21 protein-coding genes are annotated in these 22,368 nt (G+C 50.3%); 14 read left to right on the top strand and 7 right to left on the bottom strand.

Annotation, left to right across the window (positions count from 1 at the left end):
- Positions 1–98: 98 nt before the first annotated feature.
- The 3 genes from ASG81_RS03365 to ppk1 all read left to right on the top strand — a co-directional run bounded on the left by ASG81_RS03365 (position 99) and on the right by ppk1 (position 3,195).
- Positions 99–566, top strand: coding sequence for an acyl-CoA thioesterase (locus ASG81_RS03365; RefSeq protein WP_056629208.1), 468 nt, complete (start codon positions 99–101; stop codon positions 564–566).
- 72 nt (positions 567–638) lie between these two features.
- A complete protein-coding gene (locus ASG81_RS03360; RefSeq protein WP_056629205.1) occupies positions 639–1,031 on the top strand; it encodes an FxsA family protein in 393 nt (130 codons plus the stop codon).
- A gap of 97 nt (positions 1,032–1,128) precedes the next feature.
- Positions 1,129–3,195 (top strand): polyphosphate kinase 1, encoded by a 2,067-nt coding sequence (gene ppk1 / locus ASG81_RS03355; protein ID WP_056629203.1) that lies wholly within the window; start codon positions 1,129–1,131, stop codon positions 3,193–3,195.
- Here the strand turns inward: ppk1 and ASG81_RS03350 are convergent.
- Positions 3,167–4,714 (bottom strand): Ppx/GppA family phosphatase, encoded by a 1,548-nt coding sequence (locus ASG81_RS03350; RefSeq protein WP_056629201.1) that lies wholly within the window; start codon positions 4,712–4,714, stop codon positions 3,167–3,169. The genes ppk1 and ASG81_RS03350 overlap by 29 nt on opposite strands.
- A 304-nt stretch (positions 4,715–5,018) precedes the next feature.
- On the opposite strand from ASG81_RS03350, the gene citZ reads away from it, so the two are divergent.
- The 7 genes from citZ to ASG81_RS03310 all read left to right on the top strand — a co-directional run bounded on the left by citZ (position 5,019) and on the right by ASG81_RS03310 (position 13,501).
- Complete coding sequence (citZ, locus tag ASG81_RS03345) at positions 5,019–6,131, top strand: citrate synthase (RefSeq protein WP_056629199.1); 1,113 nt, start codon at positions 5,019–5,021, stop codon at positions 6,129–6,131.
- Positions 6,132–6,198: 67 nt separating this feature from the next.
- Positions 6,199–7,494 (top strand): NADP-dependent isocitrate dehydrogenase, encoded by a 1,296-nt coding sequence (icd, locus tag ASG81_RS03340; RefSeq protein WP_056629197.1) that lies wholly within the window; start codon positions 6,199–6,201, stop codon positions 7,492–7,494.
- A gap of 356 nt (positions 7,495–7,850) precedes the next feature.
- Positions 7,851–8,792, top strand: a complete 942-nt coding sequence (mdh, locus tag ASG81_RS03330) for a malate dehydrogenase (RefSeq protein ID WP_056629192.1) — start codon at positions 7,851–7,853, stop codon at positions 8,790–8,792.
- A gap of 127 nt (positions 8,793–8,919) precedes the next feature.
- A complete protein-coding gene (gene recQ / locus ASG81_RS03325; RefSeq protein ID WP_056629190.1) occupies positions 8,920–11,073 on the top strand; it encodes a DNA helicase RecQ in 2,154 nt (717 codons plus the stop codon).
- Between the two features lie 214 nt (positions 11,074–11,287).
- Entirely contained in the window at positions 11,288–11,710 is a 423-nt protein-coding gene (locus ASG81_RS03320) for a hypothetical protein (protein WP_056629187.1), read from the top strand.
- A 49-nt stretch (positions 11,711–11,759) separates the two neighbouring features.
- A complete protein-coding gene (locus tag ASG81_RS03315) occupies positions 11,760–12,716 on the top strand; it encodes a sugar kinase (protein ID WP_056629185.1) in 957 nt (318 codons plus the stop codon).
- A gap of 2 nt (positions 12,717–12,718) precedes the next feature.
- Positions 12,719–13,501 carry a DeoR/GlpR family DNA-binding transcription regulator gene (locus ASG81_RS03310; protein WP_056629182.1) on the top strand — a complete coding sequence of 261 codons (783 nt, stop codon included), beginning with the start codon at positions 12,719–12,721 and terminating at the stop codon, positions 13,499–13,501.
- Between the two features lie 94 nt (positions 13,502–13,595).
- Here ASG81_RS03310 and nagA read toward each other — a convergent pair whose 3' ends face one another.
- Together nagA and nagB are read right to left on the bottom strand one after the other, a co-directional pair.
- Positions 13,596–14,792 carry an N-acetylglucosamine-6-phosphate deacetylase gene (nagA, locus tag ASG81_RS03305; RefSeq protein ID WP_056629180.1) on the bottom strand — a complete coding sequence of 399 codons (1,197 nt, stop codon included), beginning with the start codon at positions 14,790–14,792 and terminating at the stop codon, positions 13,596–13,598.
- Positions 14,793–15,518, bottom strand: a complete 726-nt coding sequence (gene nagB / locus ASG81_RS03300) for a glucosamine-6-phosphate deaminase (RefSeq protein ID WP_056629177.1) — start codon at positions 15,516–15,518, stop codon at positions 14,793–14,795.
- 299 nt (positions 15,519–15,817) lie between these two features.
- Between nagB and fni the strand changes: the two genes are divergently transcribed.
- From fni to glpX, 4 genes are all read left to right on the top strand, one after another.
- On the top strand, positions 15,818–16,873 hold the full coding sequence (gene fni, locus ASG81_RS03295) for a type 2 isopentenyl-diphosphate Delta-isomerase (protein ID WP_056629176.1): 1,056 nt from the start codon (positions 15,818–15,820) through the stop codon (positions 16,871–16,873).
- A gap of 227 nt (positions 16,874–17,100) precedes the next feature.
- Positions 17,101–17,847 (top strand): class I SAM-dependent methyltransferase, encoded by a 747-nt coding sequence (locus ASG81_RS03290; RefSeq protein WP_056629174.1) that lies wholly within the window; start codon positions 17,101–17,103, stop codon positions 17,845–17,847.
- 2 nt (positions 17,848–17,849) lie between these two features.
- Positions 17,850–18,863: an MBL fold metallo-hydrolase gene (locus tag ASG81_RS03285; protein ID WP_056629172.1), complete on the top strand. Its 1,014-nt coding sequence runs from the start codon at positions 17,850–17,852 to the stop codon at positions 18,861–18,863.
- A 287-nt stretch (positions 18,864–19,150) separates the two neighbouring features.
- Entirely contained in the window at positions 19,151–20,122 is a 972-nt protein-coding gene (glpX, locus tag ASG81_RS03280; RefSeq protein WP_056629170.1) for a class II fructose-bisphosphatase, read from the top strand.
- Between the two features lie 57 nt (positions 20,123–20,179).
- Here the strand turns inward: glpX and ASG81_RS03275 are convergent, their stop codons facing one another.
- The 4 genes from ASG81_RS03275 to ASG81_RS03260 form a co-directional block, all read right to left on the bottom strand.
- Positions 20,180–20,533: a phosphotransferase family protein gene (locus ASG81_RS03275; protein ID WP_268795755.1), complete on the bottom strand. Its 354-nt coding sequence runs from the start codon at positions 20,531–20,533 to the stop codon at positions 20,180–20,182.
- A 75-nt stretch (positions 20,534–20,608) separates the two neighbouring features.
- Positions 20,609–20,920 (bottom strand): hypothetical protein, encoded by a 312-nt coding sequence (locus ASG81_RS03270; protein ID WP_056629167.1) that lies wholly within the window; start codon positions 20,918–20,920, stop codon positions 20,609–20,611.
- Between the two features lie 132 nt (positions 20,921–21,052).
- Complete coding sequence (locus ASG81_RS03265; protein ID WP_056629165.1) at positions 21,053–21,733, bottom strand: TIGR00266 family protein; 681 nt, start codon at positions 21,731–21,733, stop codon at positions 21,053–21,055.
- A 58-nt stretch (positions 21,734–21,791) separates the two neighbouring features.
- Positions 21,792–22,331 carry a phosphatidylglycerophosphatase A family protein gene (locus tag ASG81_RS03260; RefSeq protein WP_056629164.1) on the bottom strand — a complete coding sequence of 180 codons (540 nt, stop codon included), beginning with the start codon at positions 22,329–22,331 and terminating at the stop codon, positions 21,792–21,794.
- Positions 22,332–22,368 lie beyond the last annotated feature (37 nt).

Here is a 22,368-nt window from a genome sequence, read left to right as displayed (position 1 = left end):
TTTCGAAAGCTAAAGCGATGGTGATCTCACCGTCGCTTTTTGCTAATCTTACATGTTGTATTTAAGCTATTCGTAAAAAGGCTTTGGGAGGAACATTCATGCATTCAGCTTCCAGTTGGTATATGCATCCGCTTCGCGTTCGTTATCAGGAAACCGATCAAATGGCTGTCGTCTTTCACGGAAATTATGTAACTTGGTTTGAAATTGGACGTACAGAATGGATAAGAAATGCAGGCTACGACTATAAAACAATTGAGGACTGTGGCTTGCTGCTGCCGGTCGTCGACTTGCAATGCCGTTATGTGCTCCCTGCGCGTTATGACGATACCGTTCTTGTATGTACGCGGGTAGCAGAATTCTCGCCGGTACGCGTTTCCTTTGAGTCGCAGGTCAGAAGGGTAGCCCTTTCTGATTTCCATGCCTCAGAGCTTGCAGCAGGCAAACAGCTTCCAGGGGAGCTATTAGTCGAAGGCGGGACCAAGCACGTATGGGTAAATCAGCTGTGGCAGCCGGCTCGCATAAACAAAGTGATGCCAGAGCTCTATGAACTGCTTCGCACAAAATAAGTTTGCTGCGCAAACGAAGCCTATTAATATGCAGTAAGTTTGCTGTGCAAACGTTGAAGGAGATGTCGAATCATGTATAAATGGCTGTTGGCTGTGTTTATTGTCGTTCCGATTGTAGAGCTTTGGGGGATCTTTCAAGTTGGCAGCTGGATTGGCGGTTGGAATACCTTTTTTATACTTATACTTATGGGGTTGGCAGGCGCTTATCTGGCTCGGACGGAAGGACGCAGAGTTTGGGGAGAGGCTCAGCAGCAAATGCAAGCGGGGCAAATTCCCGGTCAAACGCTATTAGACGGTCTTTGTGTGCTTGCCGGGGGTATTTTGCTGCTCATGCCTGGATTTATTTCTGACATAGTGGGCATTACGCTGCTAATTCCCGCGTCCCGTATCTATTATAGGCAAATCATGCTGCAATGGATTGAAAAAAGAATGCGAAACGGTAATTTTAGAATAGGAAGGTTCTAATATTTACGTGACCTTTACAAAAGGTTAACATGGAAATAATAGTCATCCTTCATAATAAAATAGACATATATCGTAATTGACTCAGGAGGCGTGAGAAATGACCAAGCTTTTGTCCAACTATGTAAACCGTGACTTAAGTTGGATCGAATTCAACCGAAGAGTTCTTCAAGAGGCTCAGGATTTAAACAATCCTTTGCTCGAGAGAGCTAAGTTTTTAGCGATTGTTTCAAGCAATCTGGATGAATTCATGAGCGTACGAGTTGCAGGCATCCAAATGCAGATGAGAGCCGGCTTGACGAAAACCGATTTTACCGGCTACACGCCGCCTGGGCTTTGGAAAAGGCTTATTAAGCGTGCAACACAAATGGTACATGATCAATACCGCACATACAGAGAAGTATTTCGCGGATTAAGCCGTGAAGGTATATTTATTCGCTCGATCGAAGAGCTCAATGTATCGCAGACCAAGGCGGTCTTCGATTATTTTCATGAAATTGTATTTCCAGTACTGACGCCGATGGCAGTCGATCAGAGCAGACCGTTTCCGCTCGTTCATACGAAAGAGCTGTATTTGGCGGTGCTTCTAAGAGAAGAGGGGGAGAAGGCAGAGGAAGAGCCGCTGTTTGCGATTGTACAGGTACCCTCTATCCTGCCGAGATTTGTACCCGTTCCGGGAAGAATTAACAGCAAGAAGACGGAATTTGTGCTTCTTGAGGATTTGATTGAACAGTTTATCAACACGTTGTTTAACGGTTATATACCGTTTTCGGTGAACCCGTTTCGCTTGACACGAGATGCGGACATTACGTTGAACGAGGAGGATGCGGAGGATCTGCTCGAGGAAATCGAGAAGGAGCTGCGCCGCCGCCGCTGGGGAATTCCCGTTAGGCTTGAGGTTGCTAAGGGCATACATCCTTATGCGCTCGAAATGCTCACAGAAGAGCTGGAGATCGAGGATAATTTGTTTGAAATCGACGGTCCGCTCGATCTGAGCTTTCTGCTGAAATTTGCGGGTGCTGTGCCAGGAAATGAAAATTTGCGTTATGAGAAGCTTGAGCCTGTGTATCCGAGGGAGTTCGATGAAACAGACGACATGTTCGAGGTTATCCGTCAGCGCGACGTACTGTTGTATCATCCATACGAGTCGTTTGAAGCCGTCAATGATTTTGTCATGCAGGCAGCTTATGATCCAGACGTATTAGCTATCAAAATGACGCTTTACCGCGTCAGCGGGCAATCCGCGCTCGTTCAAGCGCTTTCTAAGGCTGGTGAAGCAGGTAAGCAGGTAACGGTCGTTGTCGAGCTAAAAGCGAGGTTTGACGAGGAGCGAAACATCGCATGGGCGCGCCAGCTGGAGAAGGCGGGCTGTCATGTCGTTTATGGCCTCGTCGGTTTAAAGACGCATGCAAAAATATTGCTCGTCGTTCGGCGCGAGCAGGGTACGCTTCGTCGCTATGTGCATGTTGGAACCGGCAATTACAATGACAATACGGCTACCTTGTACACGGATATCGGACTATTTACTTCACATCCTATTATCGGCGGAGATGCCTCGGCTCTATTTAACGAAGTAACCGGCTATTCCTCCCCTTACGAGTGGAAAGCTTTCGGCGTTGCGCCAGCGGATTTGAAGGAAAAGCTGTACCGGCTCATTGATCGGGAAAGATTGAATGCAATCGCTGGAAAGCCGGCGCGCATTATCGCCAAAATGAACTCGTTATCGAATCAAGAAATGATCGACAAGCTGTACGAAGCCTCTCAGGCAGGTGTGAAAATCGTGCTTATCGTCCGCGGAGTATGCTGCTTGCGGCCGGGAGTACCGGGGCGCAGCGAAAATATTCAGGTCATCAGCATCGTTGACCGGTTCCTCGAGCATGCGAGAATTATGTACTTCTATAACGGAGGGGAAGAGGAAGTTTATTTGTCGAGCGCGGATTGGATGACTCGTAACCTGACAAGGCGAATCGAGCTCATTTGTCCGGTATTCGATTCGACTCTCAGACAAATACTGATCAAGATGCTTCATCTTAATATTGATGATAATGTGAAGGCCCGCGAGCTGCAGGCGAACGGCACTTATGAACACATTTCCAGTGAAAATAAGCAGCCGTTCCGCAGTCAATTCGAGGCGAAGGTTATATCGTCGTGGAAGGGACGTGGGTAGCCGTATAGTCCAGACTAGGCGCTACTCCCCACAGCTTCTTGAATTCGGAGCCAAGCTCCTCCACCTCGCGGCGCTCGACATCGAGCGTACCGCGTGGTTTGATTGGCCGCAGGAGCAGTTGATTGCCGGATAATTGGACATTTAGCTGTGCGATTGCCTGTGTTTCCGTTCGATCCAGTGCAGTCGACAGCTGCAGCAGCGCGCCAAGCTTATAAATGACATCCAGATCGGACTTATTAAGCAGCTCCTTATATTCGGAAATGTGCTGACGAGCACGGCCTTTGCTTTTGTAAGAAGCAATAGCTGCCGTCATAATCATCTCCCGATGCGTAAGCCCGTTCAAATGGGAGTTGATGATGAGGTAGAAGGAGTGTCTTGCATATTCGTAATAATCGATGGAGGCACCGATTCGAAACAGCTGTGACGCCGCATCAAGCAGCACCCTCGTTTGCAGCGGCAATGGCTGCAAATAGTACAGGGCATCGTAGAGCTCAAGCGATATTCGGTTGACCTGCAGTACATGCTGCTTCGGTGCTTCCGGATGCAGGGCGCTCAAATTAGTAAGGCTGTACTTCAGCACATCGACCTGCTTCGGATGATTCGGAAATCGTGTCGCATGGAACAAGCCATCCCGCAGGCCCGCGCCGCAAATGCGGTAATATGCGGCCTTGGTCGCCCGAAACAGTACGCGTAATATAGCTACGCCGGGGACTACGACATCGGCGCGGTCTTTGGACAAGCCCGGCAGCTTACGCCTTTTGTCCAGCGGCAGCTTGCGCATTTGATGAAACAGCATATCGGCTTGCTCACCTGTTATCGGATAGTTATGCGTTTGCGGGAAAGGGTATTTATAGGCCGCTTGATGCATTTTGCCAAGTGCACGCACGGTGCCGCCTACTCCGACGAGCGGCATGCCTGGCGTTTCTCCGATCCACGGTTCGTTCCGGACGGCTTCTGATACATATGTCTCAAGCGACTTCAGAGCATCGTCCTGCAGCATGCCCTTTGCAGCGTATCGTTTGTTGAGATTTACGCATCCAAACGGAAAGGACACGGAACGGACGAGCGCGCGGTTGCGAAATAAAGACAGCTCAGTGCTTCCGCCGCCGATATCGATTAGAAAGCCGTCCCGAATAGTCAGTGAGTTGATCATGCCGAGAAAGCCATAGGAAGCCTCGTCCTCGCCAGAGAGCAATTCGATGGTCAAGCCTGTTTCCGCTTTGATCCGACCCAGTATTTCGGAACGATTATTAGCATTTCGAACGGCAGCCGTAGCAACTGCCCGAATATGGCTGGTATGATTATGTGTGCAGATCATAGTAAAATGCGTCAGCGTGTCGATTAGCTCATCGATTGCTGTCCCAGAGATACGGCCGTTCTCGTCAATGCGTTCACTTAATCTGGCAGGCCGTTTGCTGCTATCAGACACGCGATGAGCACCATTTGCTGTCCGCTCGTATACGACGAGCCGGACCGAGTTGGAGCCAATGTCAATAATACCGATGCGTTGTTCTGTCATGTAGTGCCTCCAATGCAGCAAGTTTTGCTCTGTAAGTTCTCTTTTTGACATTTTACCATTATATTCACTTCTGTAAAAATACTTTATGCCACGGCTAAAAATGGAGCGAATAGGGAAAAATGCAGGCTGGAGCATATGACAAGATGTGGTGAAATAATAAGCGAAAAAAATATTAATGACGCCGATAAAGCATTTTTATGTCTGTATTTGTTCACTTCACTGCCGAAATCATTTATGATTAAAGGTGATGGTACAAAGAATGCTTAATTATGTAAACGATACCCAAGTTAAAGGAGAGAGAACGATGACAGCAACTAAAGGTCTGGAAGGAATTGTCGCCGCAGCTTCGTCCATCAGCTCAATAATTGATGGCGTGTTGACATACCGTGGTATTGATATTGACGATCTCGCGGAAAATGCAAGTTTTGAAGAGGTCGCATACCTGCTATGGTACGGTAAATTACCTAATCGTTCCGAGCTAGATGGACTGCAGAAGCAACTGGATCAATATGCAGCGGTTCCTGAGGGCGTGCTTGATCAAATTAAGCTATATCCAAAAGACACAAACTCGATGGCTGCTCTTCGTACTGCGGTTTCCAGCCTAGCATTGTACGACGGCTCCGCTAACGATATGACTCCAGAGGCAAATCAACTTAAAGCCATTAAATTGCAAGCACAGCTGCCAACGATTATTGCTGCTTTCGCACGCATTCGTCAAGGCAAAGAGCCGGTAGCTCCAAAGCAAGGTGTATCGATCGCTTATAATTTCTTATATATGCTTACAGGAAACGAGCCTGCTGAAGTGGCGGTTAAGGCACTTGATCAAGCGCTCGTTCTTCATGCTGACCACGAATTGAACGCTTCGACATTTGCGGCACGCGTAACGGTTGCTACGCTTTCTGACATTTATTCAGGCGTAACGTCCGCAATCGGAGCTTTGAAGGGTCCTCTTCACGGCGGTGCGAACGAAGCCGTTATGGTGATGCTGGAAGAAATCGGTTCGGCAGCTAACGTTGAAAGCTTTATTAACAACGCGCTTGCGAACAAACACAAAATTATGGGCTTCGGTCACCGTGTATACAAAAACGGCGATCCACGCGCGAAGCATTTGCAAAAAATGTCCCGCGAGCTCGGCAAGCTGACAGGCAACATGGAGCTTTACGAAATGTCTGTTAAAATCGAAGAGCTGGTAACAGGACAAAAGGGCTTGAAGCCAAATGTTGACTTCTACTCCGCTTCCGTTTACACGACGCTTGAGATTCCACGCGACCTGTTTACACCTATTTTTGCAATCAGCCGTGTATCCGGTTGGTGCGCGCATATCCTTGAGCAATATCAGGATAACCGCCTGATTCGTCCGCGTGCCGATTATGTTGGACCGGTTAATGCGAAGTACATTCCGATCGAGAAGCGCTAATTGCTAATTAAGTTAAAATAACTCATACTTGCATATAAGCAGGTACTATTTTAGGAGGATTTCATTCATGGCTCAGTTCGAAAAATTCGCGCTTCCAACAGAAGGCGAGCAAATCACAATTGATAACGGCGTACTACAGGTACCTAACAACCCAATCATACCTTTCATCGAAGGCGACGGCACAGGCCGCGACATTTGGAAAGCTTCGAAACGCGCACTAGATGCAGCGGTAGAAAAAGCTTATAACGGCGAGAAAAAAATCGCTTGGTACGAAGTGTTTGCCGGCGAAAAAGCATTCAACGAGTTCGGCGAGTGGTTGCCTGCTGATACACTTACTGCAATCCGTGAGTATATCGTAGCGATTAAAGGACCTTTGACAACGCCAATCGGCGGCGGTATTCGTTCATTGAACGTAGCGCTTCGTCAAGAGCTTGATCTTTACACTTGCTTGCGTCCTGTACGTTATTTCACAGGCGTTCCATCCCCGGTTAAACGTCCTGAGCTTGTTGACATGGTTATCTTCCGTGAGAACACTGAGGATATCTATGCAGGTATCGAGTATCAAGAAGGCTCTGCAGAAGTGAAAAAAGTAATCGAGTTTCTGCAAAAAGAAATGGGAGCTAACAAAATCCGCTTCCCTGAAACTTCCGGTATCGGCATTAAGCCAGTATCGAAAGAAGGCTCACAACGTCTTGTTCGCGCAGCGATTGAATATGCAATCAAGCACGGCAAAAAATCCGTTACCCTTGTACACAAAGGCAACATCATGAAATACACAGAAGGCGCGTTCAAAAACTGGGGTTACGAGGTTGCTGAACAAGAATTCGCTAACGAGACTTTCACATGGGGTCAATACGACCGCATTAAAGAAGCTGAAGGCACAGATGCTGCAAACAAAGCGCAAAAAGAAGCTGAAGCTGCCGGCAAGCTAATCGTTAAAGACGCAATTGCGGATATCGCCTTGCAACAAGTACTTACTCGTCCTACTGATTTTGATGTTATCGCAACCTTGAACCTGAACGGCGACTACTTGTCCGACGCTCTAGCTGCACAAGTCGGCGGTATCGGTATCGCTCCAGGCGCGAACATCAACTACTTGACTGGACATGCAATCTTCGAAGCAACTCACGGTACAGCTCCTAAATACGCTGACCTTGATGTAGTAAACCCAGGCTCCGTAATCCTTTCCGGCGTAATGCTCCTTGAGCACCTAGGCTGGCAAGAAGCGGCTGACCTTATCTATAAAGGTATGGAAGCATCAATCAACAACAAAACAGTTACTTATGACTTCGCTCGCTTGATGGAAGGCGCAACTGAAGTTAAGTGCTCCGCGTTCGCAGACGAAATCATCAAAAACATGTAGTCCAATCTTTAATCTTTAATCTTTAATCTTTAATCTCTTAGTAAAACAAGGGAACCGTTTGACCCTCAAGGAATTAACGTCCCGCAGGGACAAATTCCGCTGCACGAACCAACTGCAAGCGTGTCCCGCAGGGACGAAAGCGATCCTTGCTCAAAAGTGTCCAGCTCGCGCCTGTATAGCTCCTTCGTTCTTCCAATTCGCAGGTGTCCAGAGGGCGCAGCGCCTCGGGGTCCTCCCTTGGAAGGGAGGATTTAGGAGGGTTCGAAAAGCACTTAGGGTTGGCCTAAAAGCAAAAATGGGGGTCAAAGGGGTCTCCCCTTCAAAAATAAGCAATGTTACGGGAGGTTTTACACAAGATGGCGATTAAACGTAAAAAGATTACTGTCGTAGGTGCTGGCTTCACTGGCGCGACTACTGCTCTTATGCTTGCACAAAAGGAACTGGGCGATGTTGTTCTTGTTGATATCGCACCGCTTGAAAATCCAACTAAAGGTAAAGCGCTCGATATGCTCGAGGCGACTCCTGTCCTTGGCGTAGATGCAAATATTATCGGTACTTCGAACTATGACGACACGAAAGAATCAGATGTCGTTATCATTACTGCCGGTATCGCTCGTAAACCGGGCATGAGCCGTGACGACCTTGTCAGCACTAACGCCGGCATCGTGAAATCCGTTTGCGAAAACATTAAAGCAACAAGTCCTAACGCTTATGTCATCATCCTAAGCAACCCGGTTGATGCAATGACTTACGCGGCATTCCAAACGCTTGGTTTCCCTAAAAACCGCGTAATCGGCCAATCCGGCGTACTTGATACAGCTCGCTACTGCACATTTATTGCACAAGAGCTGAACGTATCCGTTGAAGACGTTCGCGGCTTCGTGCTTGGCGGACACGGCGACGACATGGTTCCGCTCGTTCGTTACTCGAACGTTGGCGGCATTCCGATCGAGAAGCTTATTCCAGCAGAACGCATTGAAGCAATCGTACAACGCGCTCGCGTTGGCGGCGGCGAAATCGTTAATCTGCTTGGTAACGGCAGCGCGTATTATGCGCCTGCAGCTTCACTCGTGCAAATGACAGAAGCAATCCTGAAAGACAAAAAACGGATTATTCCGGTAATCGCTTATCTTGAAGGCGAATATGGCTATGACAACCTGTTCATGGGCGTACCAGCCATCATTGGCGGCGACGGCATCGAGAAAGTGCTTGAGCTTGATTTGACTGCTGAAGAGAAAGCTGCGCTTGATAAATCCGCTCAATCCGTTCGTAACGTGATTCAAGTTGTAACAGGCTAATAAGCAAACGATTGCTATGACGCAGTTTATATAAATGAATGCGTTTGGGAGGACCCTGACAGAATGCTGCCAGGGTCCTCCTGTTTATTTTTGCATCAGGAACCTTTAAGTGCAGGAGGGATGATCGTTGATCGAACAAGCGAGACAAGCTTTGAAACGGGTATACGGCTATGACACTTTCCGCAAAGGGCAGGAGGGTATCATATCGGGCATTTTGCAAGGACGCGACACGCTGGCTATTTTGCCCACCGGCGGCGGGAAATCGATTTGTTATCAAATCCCATCGATGCTGCTGCCGGGCACCTCACTTGTTATTTCGCCGCTCATATCGCTCATGAAGGATCAGGTCGACGCATTGCGACGGGTAGGGGTGTCTGCCGCGTTTCTAAACAGCTCGTTAGGAGCGGCGGAGTATCGCGATGTCATGCGAAATGCGATGATGGGCGAGTATAAGCTGCTGTACGTTGCGCCTGAACGACTCGATGCGCCAATGTTCCAGTCCTTATCCGAGCAGCTGTCCATCCCGCTCATTGCGATTGACGAAGCCCATTGCGTATCCCAGTGGGGACATGACTTCCGCCCAAGCTATCGCCAGCTTTCCGGGTGGATAGCGCGGATGAAGGATCGGCCGCTTGTGGCCGCGTTTACGGCTACGGCAACGAACGAGGTAGCGGCCGATATTTCAAATATGCTTAAACTTCGTGATCCGAGCGTGTTTGTGACTGGCTTTGCAAGGCCCAATCTATCGCTCTCCGTCGTTACAGGCGTGGACAAGAAGAAGTTTCTTGAGAGCTTTGCAGCGGGGCGTAAGGAGCAGTCGGGCATCATCTATGCTGCAACAAGAAAAGAAGTCGAGAACGTATATGAGCAGCTTGCGCGCAGAGGCATTCAAGCAGGCAAATATCACGGAGGCTTGTCGGACGCCGAGCGCGCGGAAACGCAGGAAAAATTCCGTTTCGACGATATACGCGTCATGGTCGCGACGAATGCTTTTGGCATGGGCATCGATAAGCCGAACGTCCGTTATGTGCTGCACTGGCAAATGACCGGCGACATAGAATCGTATTACCAAGAGGCCGGCCGCGCGGGCAGGGACGGAGAGGAAAGCGAATGCATCCTATTGTTCGAGCCTGCCGATATGCAGGTTCAGCGTTTCCTGATCGAGCAGGGCACCGGAGATACGGAACGTAAATCGATTCAGCTCTCCAAGCTTCATACGATGATGAATTATAGCCGGACACAGCGCTGCTTGCAGCAGTTTATCGTCGATTATTTCGGCGAGACCGGCGTAGAGGCTTGCGGCAAATGCAGCAGCTGCCTCGATAAAAGCGAGCCTGTTAATCGGACGGAGGAAGCGAAAATGGCGCTCTCCTGCGTCGGCCGGATGAAAGGCCGCTTCGGCGTTACGATGGCTGCCAAGGTGTTGAAGGGCTCACGCGACAAACGTCTGCTTGAATTCGGGCTGGACCGCTTGTCCACCTACGGCCTTATGCGTCATTTGCCCGAGAAGGAAATTGCGGATTGGCTTTATTGGCTCGTATCGGAAGGCTACTTAAAGCTTAGCGAAGGGCAATATCCGGTCGTCTCTTTAACGGCAAACGCGCTTCCGGTACTGGAAGGCCGTGAATCGATCATGCAAAGAGTTCGAGCGACTGTCCGGCAATCGGCTTCTAACGATAATGCGGCTGTCTCGCCGTTATTCGAAGCGCTTAAACAATGGCGCAAAGAAAAAGCTGCTGTGGAAGGCGTGCCGCCGTTTATGCTGTTTTTTGACGCGACGCTTCGAGAAATTGCTAATGTTCAGCCGCAAACGGCGGATCAGCTGCTGACCGTAAAGGGTATCGGATCGGCGAAAGCGGAAAAGTACGGAGACGGACTTCTCTCCATCATCCATTCGTTCGGAGGCGAAGGCAAGGCGACAGGAAGCTTTACGGCAGCGCCTAAGGAAACTTCAGCATCCAGCAAGAGAGCGGCTAGCGACGAGCAGCCGAGCCATTTGACTACACTTGCGCTCTTCCAAGCCGGTCAAGAGCCGGATGAGATTGCGAAGGATCGCGGATTAAGCAGGGTGACGGTTGAGGGACATATCATTCGCTGCGCCGATGAGGGCGAGGAGGTTGATTGGAGCCGTATCATACCTGCGGAATACGAGCAGCTGATCGTACAAGCGGTCGGCGAGCTCGGGAATGAAAAGCTGCGGCCGATAAAAGACGCTTTGCCGGAAGAGGTCACCTACTTCGCTATTCATGGGGTTATGAGCAAGTACGGTTTTAAAGCTTAGAGCTGCCCAGCAGCAGGGATTAGGGCGTGATAAACGCCTATGTGTGAAAATTTCGGGAACGATTCGGAATGAATTTCGCGAAAATGCCTGCAAACCGCCGGATTGTGGGCGTAGTCATTTGAAAAAAATCTCGTTTCTGATAAACTATTTGTTATATATAATTTTGGCAATAGCGAATCGTTGAGTACGCTTTGCCAAAACAGGAGGAGTAATAATGTTTAATGTAATGTTGTTATTGCACGTGATAGGTGCAGCAGGCATGGGATTCTATATCGTGCTGCCTATCATGGTAGGAAGAGCATCCAAGCTCGCTGGCGCTGGGCAAGGGGGTCTGGCGGAGGGTCTGCTCTCGGCAAATCGGGTTGCGCAGTATTTTCTAGTCCTGCAACTTCTAACGGGTGGTTATTTAATGTCCCAGGATGACTACAGCGTTGCATGGATGGTTATTATTATGGTGCTTTTCCTTGGTATAGCCGCACTGGGCGGAATTATTTCCAAGCCGCTTAAGCTTGTAGTCGCATCCATTCAAGAAGGCAAAAGCGCAAGCGCACATATTAACAAAGCACGTATAATGAGCATCATCGTGCTGGTGCTGTATATCGCGATCATTTATTTCATGAAATTTCCGATGTATTAAAGCAAAGTATACGAATGCAGATTATATAACGCTGTAGGGGGATTGCAACGTGCATGAAGCATCACCGCAAATTGTAACGTTTGGCGAGTCAATGGCTCTATTTATGCCGGAGGGGCATAAGTCGATCGAGCGCGCTGCGACGCTTGAACAAGGCTTCGGCGGAGCGGAGAGCAATGTCGCAATAGGACTTGCTCGTCTAGGTTCCTCTGTAGGCTGGTTTGGGGCGCTGGGCGACGATCCGTTTGGCAAAATTATTTTGAAAACGCTGCGCGGCGAAGGCGTGGATGTGTCGCGCGTGCAGCTTAGCACGGAAGCGCCGACGGGTATGATGTTTCGCGAGCATGTAGCGGGCAGAATGGCCGTCCACTATTTCAGAAAGCATTCGGCCGCCAGCCGGATGCAGCCTGAACAGCTTGACGAGAATTATATACGCGGCGCAAAGCTGCTTCATGTAACCGGTATCACTGCTGCACTCAGCGAGGATTGCCGTAAAACGCTTCGCCGGGCTGTCGACATCGCGAAGGAAGCGGGCGTGCTCGTCAGCTTCGATCCTAATCTGCGGCTTAAGCTGTGGTCAATTGAAGAAGCGCGCGAGACGCTGCTGCCGCTTGCTGCGGATGCGGATTATTTTTTGCCGGGCTGGGACGAGCTAAAGCTATTGTATGATACGGATAACTATGAGCATATCAAAGATCGGCTCACGAAGCTGAAGGCAGTCACCATTATTAAGGGCAGAGGCGATACGACGGTCGTATTGGACAAAGGCCAAGAGGAAAGCTTGCCATTTTATCCGGCTGAGCAGGTTGTGGATACGGTAGGAGCAGGAGACGGCTTCTGCGCCGGCTTCTTGGCAGGAATTATGAAAGGATATTCCCCGGTGGAAGCGGTGCGTCTTGCCAGCATTAACGGATCGTTAGTCGTGCAGATGCGCGGCGATTGGGAAGCATTGCCGGAGTGGAGCGTCGTCCAGCAGCGCTTGACTGCCAAAGCATGGGTGGAGCGCTGACAATGGCTGATGTGAGCGGGTCCAAGGGACAGCGTCGCCGGGAGGCGGTACTGCAGCTGCTAAAGCAGCAGGGCCGGGTGACGATTCCGGAGATGGTCGAGCGCTTCGGCTGCTCTGAAGCGACGGCACGTCGAGACCTGGAGCAGATGGAAACTGAATATCCGGTTATTCGGACGATTGGCGGCGCGATATACGATGGGATGAACGCCGTTCGGGATCTGCCTTTCGCCGAGAAGGAAGGCTTGTCGATTCTGGAGAAGGAGCGTATCGCCGGGCTTGCTGCCTCTTTAATTATCGAAGGCGATGTCATTGGACTCTCCGGCGGAACGACCAATTTCCTGATTGCGAAGATGCTAAAGTCACGTAGGGGCATAACGGTAGTGACCAATGCGGTCAATATCGCGATGGAACTGGCGGGCAGCGACATTCAGGTCGTCGTGACCGGAGGTATTATGCGCCACAACAGCTTCGAGCTTTGCGGACCTCTTGGCGAGGGGATGGTCGCCCATTTGCATATCGGTAAAATGTTCATCGGCGTCGACGGCATTTCTGCCTCCGGCGGCATTACGACCTACTCGGAGCAAGAGGCGCAAATCGCCAAAGCACTTATTAAGCGCTCGCAAGCGGCATATGCCGTATTCGATCACACGAAAACAGACCGCACATCGCTCTTCTCCATTGCGTCCTTAACTGAGCTGCGCGGCGTCATTACGGATGTCCCGCTAACAGCGGAGCTTGAGGCTGAAGTGAAGCAGCATGGCATTTCCGTGCATGTGACGGGTTAGCAATCATGAGTCATGAACGGCTTAAAAAAAGACGGTATCCTTTCATAAGGATACCGTCTTTTTTTGCAACTATGAGTCGTTTACACATAACTATCTAGCTTTGCGTATTCTCGTAAACAGAGCGGCCCTGCACCCATGTCTGTTGAACGTTCAGCAACGCATCGGTCAAGACTAGGTCGGCTTGCTTGCCGCTTGCGATGGAGCCGGTTCGCTCGCTGATACCGAGCTGCTTCGCTGCGTTGCCGCTCGCTAAGCGGCTGACCTCGGTAATCGTCAAATTCGTATGCTCCAGCATATAGCGAACCGCGCCGATCATCGTCAAGCAGCTGCCTGCAAGGGCGTTGCCACCCTGCAGACGCGCTTCGCCGCCCTTCACGGTAACGGCTAGACCGCCCAGGCTGTATTCGCCGTCCGGCATACCGGCTGCAGCCATTGCATCCGTAATCAGGATAACTTTGCCTGCAGGCTTCGCGGCCAGCAGCAGCTTGATCGCCGCAGGATGCACATGGATGCCGTCGGCGATCAGCTCAGCGGCGATGCGGTCATCGGTTAGAACGGCGCCCAGCGTTCCCGGCTCGCGGTGATGCAGGCCGCGCATAGCATTGTATGAATGGACAGCCTGCGTCAGACCGGCATTTGCTGCTGCTATTACTTCATCATAGACGGCATCGGTATGCCCGCATGCCGTGTTGATGCCTTGCTCGGCGAGCCATTCGATCGTTTCGATCGAGCCTGCTTTTTCTGGAGCCAGCGTAAGCTGACGAATAAGACCGGGCCAGTCGGCATGCCATTTCTTCATCCATTCAAGCTGCGGGGCCATAATGTGGGCAGGGTTTTGCGCGCCGGGCCATTTCTCGCTAATAAAGGGGCCTTCCAAATGGACACCGTACAGAGCAGCATACGGCATCGCGGATTTGCGGTAGTCCGATACTGCGCGCAGTACGGCTTCTATTTCATCTTTAGAAGCGGTCATCGTCGTAGCGAGCATTGCGGTTGTGCCTTGTGAGGCGTGAAATCTAGTAATGGTATCGAAGCTGCCGCTGCTGGCATCCATAAAATCAGCGCCAAAGCCGCCATGTACGTGAACGTCGATAAAGCCGGGCAGCAGCCAGCCTCCCCGCCCATCTATGGAATCATACGGTTCCGTCGCAGTGCCTGCTGAATCCTCACCGTCTTGAGCAATAATCTGTGCTATTTCGCCCTTATGAACGACGACACTTCCGGTAACGACCCGGTCCTCCAGCACGATATTCACATGATGAATGAGCCAGTTAGCAGAGCTTTCAGTCATTTAACCCATCATCCTTCCTGCCTCGCGATCGAGCAGAACGATTACGCGTGCATGTGTTTGCAGCAATGAAGCGGGTACACTGGTCGTGATCGGACCCGTCAGTGCTTCCTTTACAATCTTCGCTTTGTCCGCCCCGCGAACGGCCAATACGATCGTGTTCGCTTTTAAAATCGAGCCTACGCCCATCGTAATCGCATATTTAGGCACCTCATCCATTGAAGCGAAGAAGCGGGCATTCGCTTCGAGAGTTTCCGCCTTCAGCTTCACGGCATGAGTGCCGTAGGGCAGATTGACATCAGGCTCGTTAAATCCGATATGACCGTTATGGCCTAGTCCAAGCAGCTGGATGTCAACCGGCTGAGCATCAAGCATCGTGTCGTAACGGGCGGATTCCTCTTCGATGTCCTGTGCCATGCCGTTAGGCAAATGCGTTTGATCCGATGGGATATCGATGTGTGAAAATAAATGCTTGTTCATATAATAAGTGTAGCTTTGATCGTTTTCAGGCTTTAACCCGACGTACTCATCCAGGTTAAACGTCGTTACTTCCTTGAAGCTTACTTTTTTCTCATTGTACGACTCTACTATTTTGTCATAAATTCCGATAGGTGTCGATCCCGTTGCCAGCCCGAGAACCGCGCTGGGCTTCTCGTTTACGATGTTTATGATTAGCTCTGCTGCGTAAGCGTCCAATTCCTGCTGCGTATCAAATATAATCATTTCCATTTATGTGCCTCCTCGATGGATTAGTTACTTTTATTCTATATGAGTTTCGACGGATTAACAATATAAAATGATTGTAAAAATCAAATAAATGATTTTTACAATCATAAAATAATAGACAGCATAATGCACCAGCGTCATTAGCATAAAAGATCAAGCATTTAACATCATGTGTCAAAGTCATGGAGCCGGGAGCGGGAATCAGAAAATTATGCTATGCTAGTAGGTAGTCATTAGAGAAGCGAAACGTGAGCTGCGCCGGGATAAAAGGCGTAAGCCGTGAACGCTTGGGAGGAACATGCATGACAGCAGATCAGCAAGCAGCAACCGCGAAGCGAAAAGGGGAACATATACGCATTTGCTTGCAGGAGCAAGTAAACAGCGTTGGCATAGAAACAGGCTTGGAGCGGTATCGTTTTAAACATAATGCGCTACCCGAACTTTCCTTCCGCGAGGTGAGGCTGGGTACAGAATGGTTTGGCAAAAAGCTCGGTGCCCCGCTGCTCGTCAGCTCCATGACGGGGGGAACGGACGAAGCGGGCGCCATTAATCGCCGTTTGGCCGTGGTGGCGGAAGCAAGAGGCTGGGCGATCGGCCTAGGTTCCATGCGCGCCGCAATTGAAAATGAGCAGCTTGCGGCCTCGTTCTCCATCCGCAAGGATGCGCCTACTGTTCCTGTTATTGCGAACATAGGCGCGGTACAGCTTAATTATGGTTTTGGCGTGGAATCCTGCCGCAGAGCGGTTGAAATTGCCGAAGCGGATGCGCTCGTCCTGCATCTCAACAGCATGCAGGAGGTGTTCCAGCCAGAGGGGGATACGGATTTCAGCAAGCTGCTGTCATCCATTGAACGGGTTTGCAAGTCATTGGAAGTACCTGTCGGCGTCAAGGAGGTCGGCTGGGGAATCGATGCAGATACGGCAGCGGCGCTTGCCGGGGCCGGCGTTTCGTTTATTGATGCAGCGGGCGCGGGGGGCACTTCTTGGAGCCAGGTCGAGAAATTCCGCTCGAATGACGAGCTGCGGAGGCAGGCGGCCGAATCGTTCGCAGATTGGGGAATACCTACAGCTGAAAGCGTTGTGGAGATTCGCGAGCGGCTTCCGGATGCGAATATTATTGCAAGCGGAGGATTGCGCACCGGCGTTGACGCGGCGAAAGCCATCGCGCTGGGTGCGAATATGGCGGGCTTTGGACGGGTGCTGCTGCCGCAAGCGGCGAGCGGCAGCAATCAGGTATCGCAGGAGCAATTGCTGCAGCAATTCGAACGTATCGAATTTGAACTGCGTACGGCGATGTTTGGCATTGGTGCAGGTACGGTAAACGAGCTGCGTCAAACGAACAGGCTACTGCGCAAATAAGAATTGCAACACGAACAAGGGTGCTTCAGCAAGCGATAAGTCTGCTGAGGCACCCTTTATTTTGCAGCGGGGAGAAGGCTGTTCGGCTTTTAAGCTTCCATAGTTTCGCCAAAAACCAAAAATCATCCCTGGTTGAAACTGTTTTGCGAGGATGAAGGAATTCAAGTACAATTAAGCAATCATAACGATTTGCTGCGCGCTGGCTCATAATGAAGGAGAGCAATACAATGAAACCATGGTACGAACAGAGCTTCGGCTCAGACTATATGCTAGTCTATAAACATCGCAATTGGGAAAACGCAAATAAAGAGGTTAGCAAAATGATCGCGTGGCTGAAGCTGCCTAAAGGTGCACAGGTGCTGGATATCGGCTGTGGAATGGGCAGGCATGCAATAGCGCTGGCCAGCTTTGGCTATACGGTGACGGGCATTGATTTATCGAATATTTTGCTCCATGAAGCGTGTCGTCATGACGAGAACTTACTCGTGAACTGGGTGCAGGGCGATATGCGCGAGCTGCCGTTCGAGGGAGACACCTTCGATGCGACGGTCAATTTATTTACCTCCTTCGGTTATTTCTCGAATGAAGAGGAAAATGTTAACGTGCTGCGGCATATTCGAAGAGTGCTGCGCGAGGGCGGTTCGTTTCTCATCGATTTTCTTAATCCCAATTATGTGGAGCAAAACTTAGTGCCAAGGTCGGAACGCCTGGATGAGAAAACGGGCTTGTTCATTCAAGAGGTTCGGTCGATTAAGGATGGCTGGGTGCAGAAGGAGATTACGGTTTCCGATCCGCAGACGCAGGAGGAGCCACGGCATTATTTGGAACGGGTAAGGCTGTACAAGCTGGATTGGTTTGATCGTCATCTTACAGCTTGCGGGCTTTCTTTGGAGCAGCTGTACGGTAATTATGACGGCTCGAAATACGATCCGGCGCTCTCCCCTCGTATGATCATGGCAGGAAAGGCGATATGACAATGAACAAGCGAAAAGCAGAGGAAGCAGCCGTTCATTCGGCATCATGGCAGGAGGGCTGGCTGCAGGTAAAGGTGCCTGTACCTTTTTCACTGAAATGGGTGAACAGCTATCTGATTCCCGAGCAGCAGGGCTATACGCTCATTGATCCCGGCCTGCGTACGGACGAAGCGATTAATGTGTGGGATGCTGTCCTGCTGCGGCATGGCTTACATTGGAAGGATATTACCCGAATTGTTCTGACGCATCAGCATCCCGATCATTACGGGTTGGCTGGTTATGTGCAGGAAAGAAGCGGCGCGCCTGTATTTATGACTCGCGGGGCACATGCCTATGCCATAAGTTTGTGGGGGGAGGGCAGCGTATTTTCCCAGCAGCTGCAATCTCTATACGCGGAGCATGGAATGCCGGCCGCGTTAAGGGCGGCTATTGCGGAAAATCTTGAAACGTTTGTGAACATGGTATCGCCGCAGCCGGAGGTAACTTATTTCGAGGCTGGCAGCCATATGATGCTTGGCGGACTAAGCTGGCTCTTAATCGATGCGCCCGGTCATGCGAACGGTCAGCTCTGCTTCTATCAGAAGGAGAGGCAATGGATGATATGCGGCGATCAGGTGCTGCCGGATATTTCGCCGAATGTTAGCTTCGTTCCGGGTGAGGAAGGAAATCCGCTGAAAGCCTTTCTAAACAGCTTGCATGAGCTGGGTCAATACGGGGTCAAGCTCGCTTTTCCCGGACATCGTGATCCTTTCACCGATTTCCAAGGCCGAATTGCGGAGCTGCGGCAGCATCATGAACAGCGGCTCGACAAAATGGCTGCGATGCTCGCTGAAGAGCCCCGCTCCGCCTATGACGTGTGCGAGGCTCTATTCGGCAGCCGGCTGAACGGCAACGCCCACCAATGGAGATTCGCGATGTCGGAGACGCTCGCGCATTTGGTTTATTTGGAGCGTAATGCCCGGATTACCTCTGTTTCTGTCGATGGTGTCTATCAATATTCTGCAGTGACGCCTTAGCGGCCGCGGAAGCCCAATATGCGCGTATTTTATTTTTAATATATAAATCGCCATCAGAGCGTGTCATTACAGGTTTTTTCCTGTGAGGGCCCGCTCTTTTGCTGCTGTATTAAACGGATACGGTTGGCATAAATAAATGATGAGTTGAAAAATGATGATTTTATGAAGATTGTGAAATATATATTGCGACATATATAAATATATGATACATATTAAATAACGGAAATGAGCTCAACATGCACGCTAATTATCTATTCCGTAATAAGAGATCAGAGGGAGATTGGATTATGGAGAGAGAATTGGCATTAGAACTAGTACGTGTAACGGAATTAGCGGCACTCGCATCCGCGCCATGGATGGGGAGAGGCGATAAGAATAGCGCTGACGGCGCAGCAACGTCGGCGATGCGCTCGATGTTTGATTCCGTATCGATTCGCGGGACTGTTGTCATTGGCGAAGGGGAAATGGATGAAGCGCCAATGCTCTATATCGGCGAGGAAGTTGGCAGCCTTAACGGTCCGGAAGTTGACGTTGCGGTTGATCCGCTTGAAGGAACGGAGATCGTGGCGAAAGGATTAAATAATGCGATGTCCGTTCTCGCGGTCGCAGGCAAAGGGCAGCTGCTGCATGCGCCGGATATGTACATGGAGAAGCTAGCCTTCGGTCCCGCGCTCGTTGGCAAGCTAAGCATTACGGACCCGATGGATGTGACGCTTGCCAAAGCGGCGAATGCATTAAATAAGAAGGTGTCGGATTTAACGGTTATGATTTTGGACCGGACGCGTCATGAATCGATCGTTAAGGTGCTGCGCAAGGTCGGCGTCCGCATTAAGTTTTTATCGGATGGCGATGTAGCCGGTGCGATGGCGCCAGCGTTCCCGGAAGCGGGGATCGACTTATATGTAGGCTCGGGCGGCGCGCCGGAGGGTGTAATAGCGGCGGCAGCACTGAAATGTATGGGCGGAGAATTGCAGGCGCGCCTAATGCCGGCTGACAGCACCGAATATAACCGCTGCGTTCAGATGGGAATCGAGGATCCGTACCGGGTGCTTACGATGGAGGATATGATCGGAACGGGCGATGTTTATTTCGCGGCTACGGGCGTTACGCCAGGCGAGTTTTTGGGCGGCGTGCAGTATTTCCCGGATCAAAGAGCCGAGACGCATTCCATCGTCATGCGGGCTAAAACCAAAACGATCCGTTTCGTCCGCGCCGTGCACTATTTACCGAATAAGACATTTCTGAACGGCAATAATTAAACCAAAACGGGGCTGCTCTTGAAGGTCGATAAGACCGATAAAGGGGCAGCCCCTTTTTTATCTGTTCGGATTAATAGAGTATAGAAACGGTTCGGCAAGCTCCAATTGACGAGTTGCGAATACCAAATCTCCATGGCCTGCGAGTGCTAAATCCAGATTGGATAAGGTAGACAAGAGTATTCGTGCGCTAAGCGCAAGCTCAAATGCTTTTTTGTCGGCAACAATCTCCGCATTATTCAGCATGTACTTATAAGTTGGCTCTTGAATACCACGGAATAAGACAAGATTACCAACAAATGAAGCCAGATCCCAGTAGACTGGCATTAATGATACATCCTCAAAATCTATCCAGAGCCAGCCGTTAGGGCTTGGCAGCAGGTTCCCGGCATGAGCATCTCCATGAGCAGGTATCAGTGCTCAGGCGCAATCATACGGATTTGTTTGTCTACCTTAACAAAAACCTCTAATAAAGCTTGTATACGAGATTCAGATTGTTCTCTCAGTCTTTGCAGCAGCCTGGCATGTCCGCTCCCATACGCCGAGTACGGGGAATGAGCCAGTCAAGCTTTTCATTGCTAAGGAGAGGTCATTGACCAGCGATACTGCATGTTCCGGCGAAAGAGGCTCTAATTGTGTAGCAGGCACATAGCTCCAGAATATCGCCCACTTGCCATCAACATCGTGAGGTCCTGCATTATGAATGGGCAACAACACTGGAACGCCACTGGTTTGCAGGTGACGTGCCACCTGCAGCTCCCGTTCAAGAATATGGTATGCGATTATCAGACAATAAAACATCTCCCTTAATATTTGATATTAGTTTATTTTAGCTCTGCGGCTGTATGCTTTAAAGGGATAGAACAGGTATAAACAAAAAAGACCAGCCCTGTCCGTGGACAAGCTGATCCTTTGTTATGATTTCTATTGCTGTTAGCTGCCGCCGGGTATAAATTTTTTCAACCAGGCTCCGAAGCTCGTAGGATTGCGGGTTTGGATAAGGACGATGCCTTCGCCGCGGAAGCGGCATACGATGCCTTCGCCGCTCGTTATGCTGGACAGCCAGCCCTTCGATGCTTTCTCAATCGAATAATTCATATAGCCTGGCCAAGCGACCAAGTGACCGTTATCAACGATCACCTCTTCGCCGGGACTCAGGTTGAGGGCATGGATCGCGCCGTAGGAAGACAGAAATACGGTGCCTCTGCCGCTGATTTCCACGATAAAGAAGCCTTCACCGGACATGAGTCCCTTGCCTAGATTTTGCATCTTCGTGTTGACCTCAATGCCGCTGGTGCCAGCCAAGAAGCCATCCTTCTGTACGTAAAGCTTATAGGAGCCATCGAGCTCAATCGCCTCAATATCGCCGAGCGAGGGAGGAGCAAGGTGGACTTCACCTTGCCCCCGAACAGCTGTCATTTCTTGAAAAAAGAACGTTTCCCCGCTCAGCATCCTTCCTAGCCCGCGCATGAATCCACCGTCTGTTGTGCCTTTAAGGTCGATGCTGGGCGACATGGAAACCATCGCACCCATTTCGGCTTTAACGCTCTCGCCCGGATTCAGCTTCACTTTCAGCATGGCAAATGCGCCTTTATAAAAAATATCGTAATTCATGGCATGCCCTCCTTAAAGGTTTGCGATAGCATATTCCTGCTTCGTAAACAAGCTTTTATTAATCGAGCGGAGGCTGCGTGAAGCCTTCCCGTTCCGCTTGTTTGCGATGCGCGATCCGGCTTGCTGCCGAAGCTGCAATAGCCCCGACGATATCATCCAGAAACGTATGAATCTCCCCGTCTTTTTTATCATTCAGCCTAACCAGAATGCCGGGCTTCAGCTTATCGACGTAACCGAAATTTGTGAATCCGATGCTGCCGTACACATTGACGATGGACAGCGCCAATATTTCATCGCAGCCATACAGACTCTCATCATGCTTAATCATATCCTGCAGAGGTGCCATCAGCTTGCCTTCCTCGGCAAGAATATCGAGCTGAATGCCGGTCAGTACGGCATTTTGCACCTCGCGCTTCGATAGGACGGCATCGACATGTATCATGCAATCCTCGGGCGTCAAGTCAGGAAAATAGTCCTTTTGCAAAAAATGCACGAGCTCGGCTATCGCCATTTTCGTAACTCCGCGTTTGATGAGCCATTCGTCTGTAGCCTCAGCCACTTTGCGGCTATTGAGGCTATAAATTTCGGGATTGGACATGTTTTTATTCCCCCTTAGGATTTTATGGACAAAACTG

The sequence above is a fragment of the Paenibacillus sp. Soil522 genome, assembly GCF_001428245.1.
Taxonomy (GTDB): Bacteria; Bacillota; Bacilli; order Paenibacillales; family Paenibacillaceae; genus Pristimantibacillus.
The sequence above is the reverse complement of the archived record's forward strand: the minus strand, read 5'-3'. Positions and strand labels throughout refer to the sequence as shown.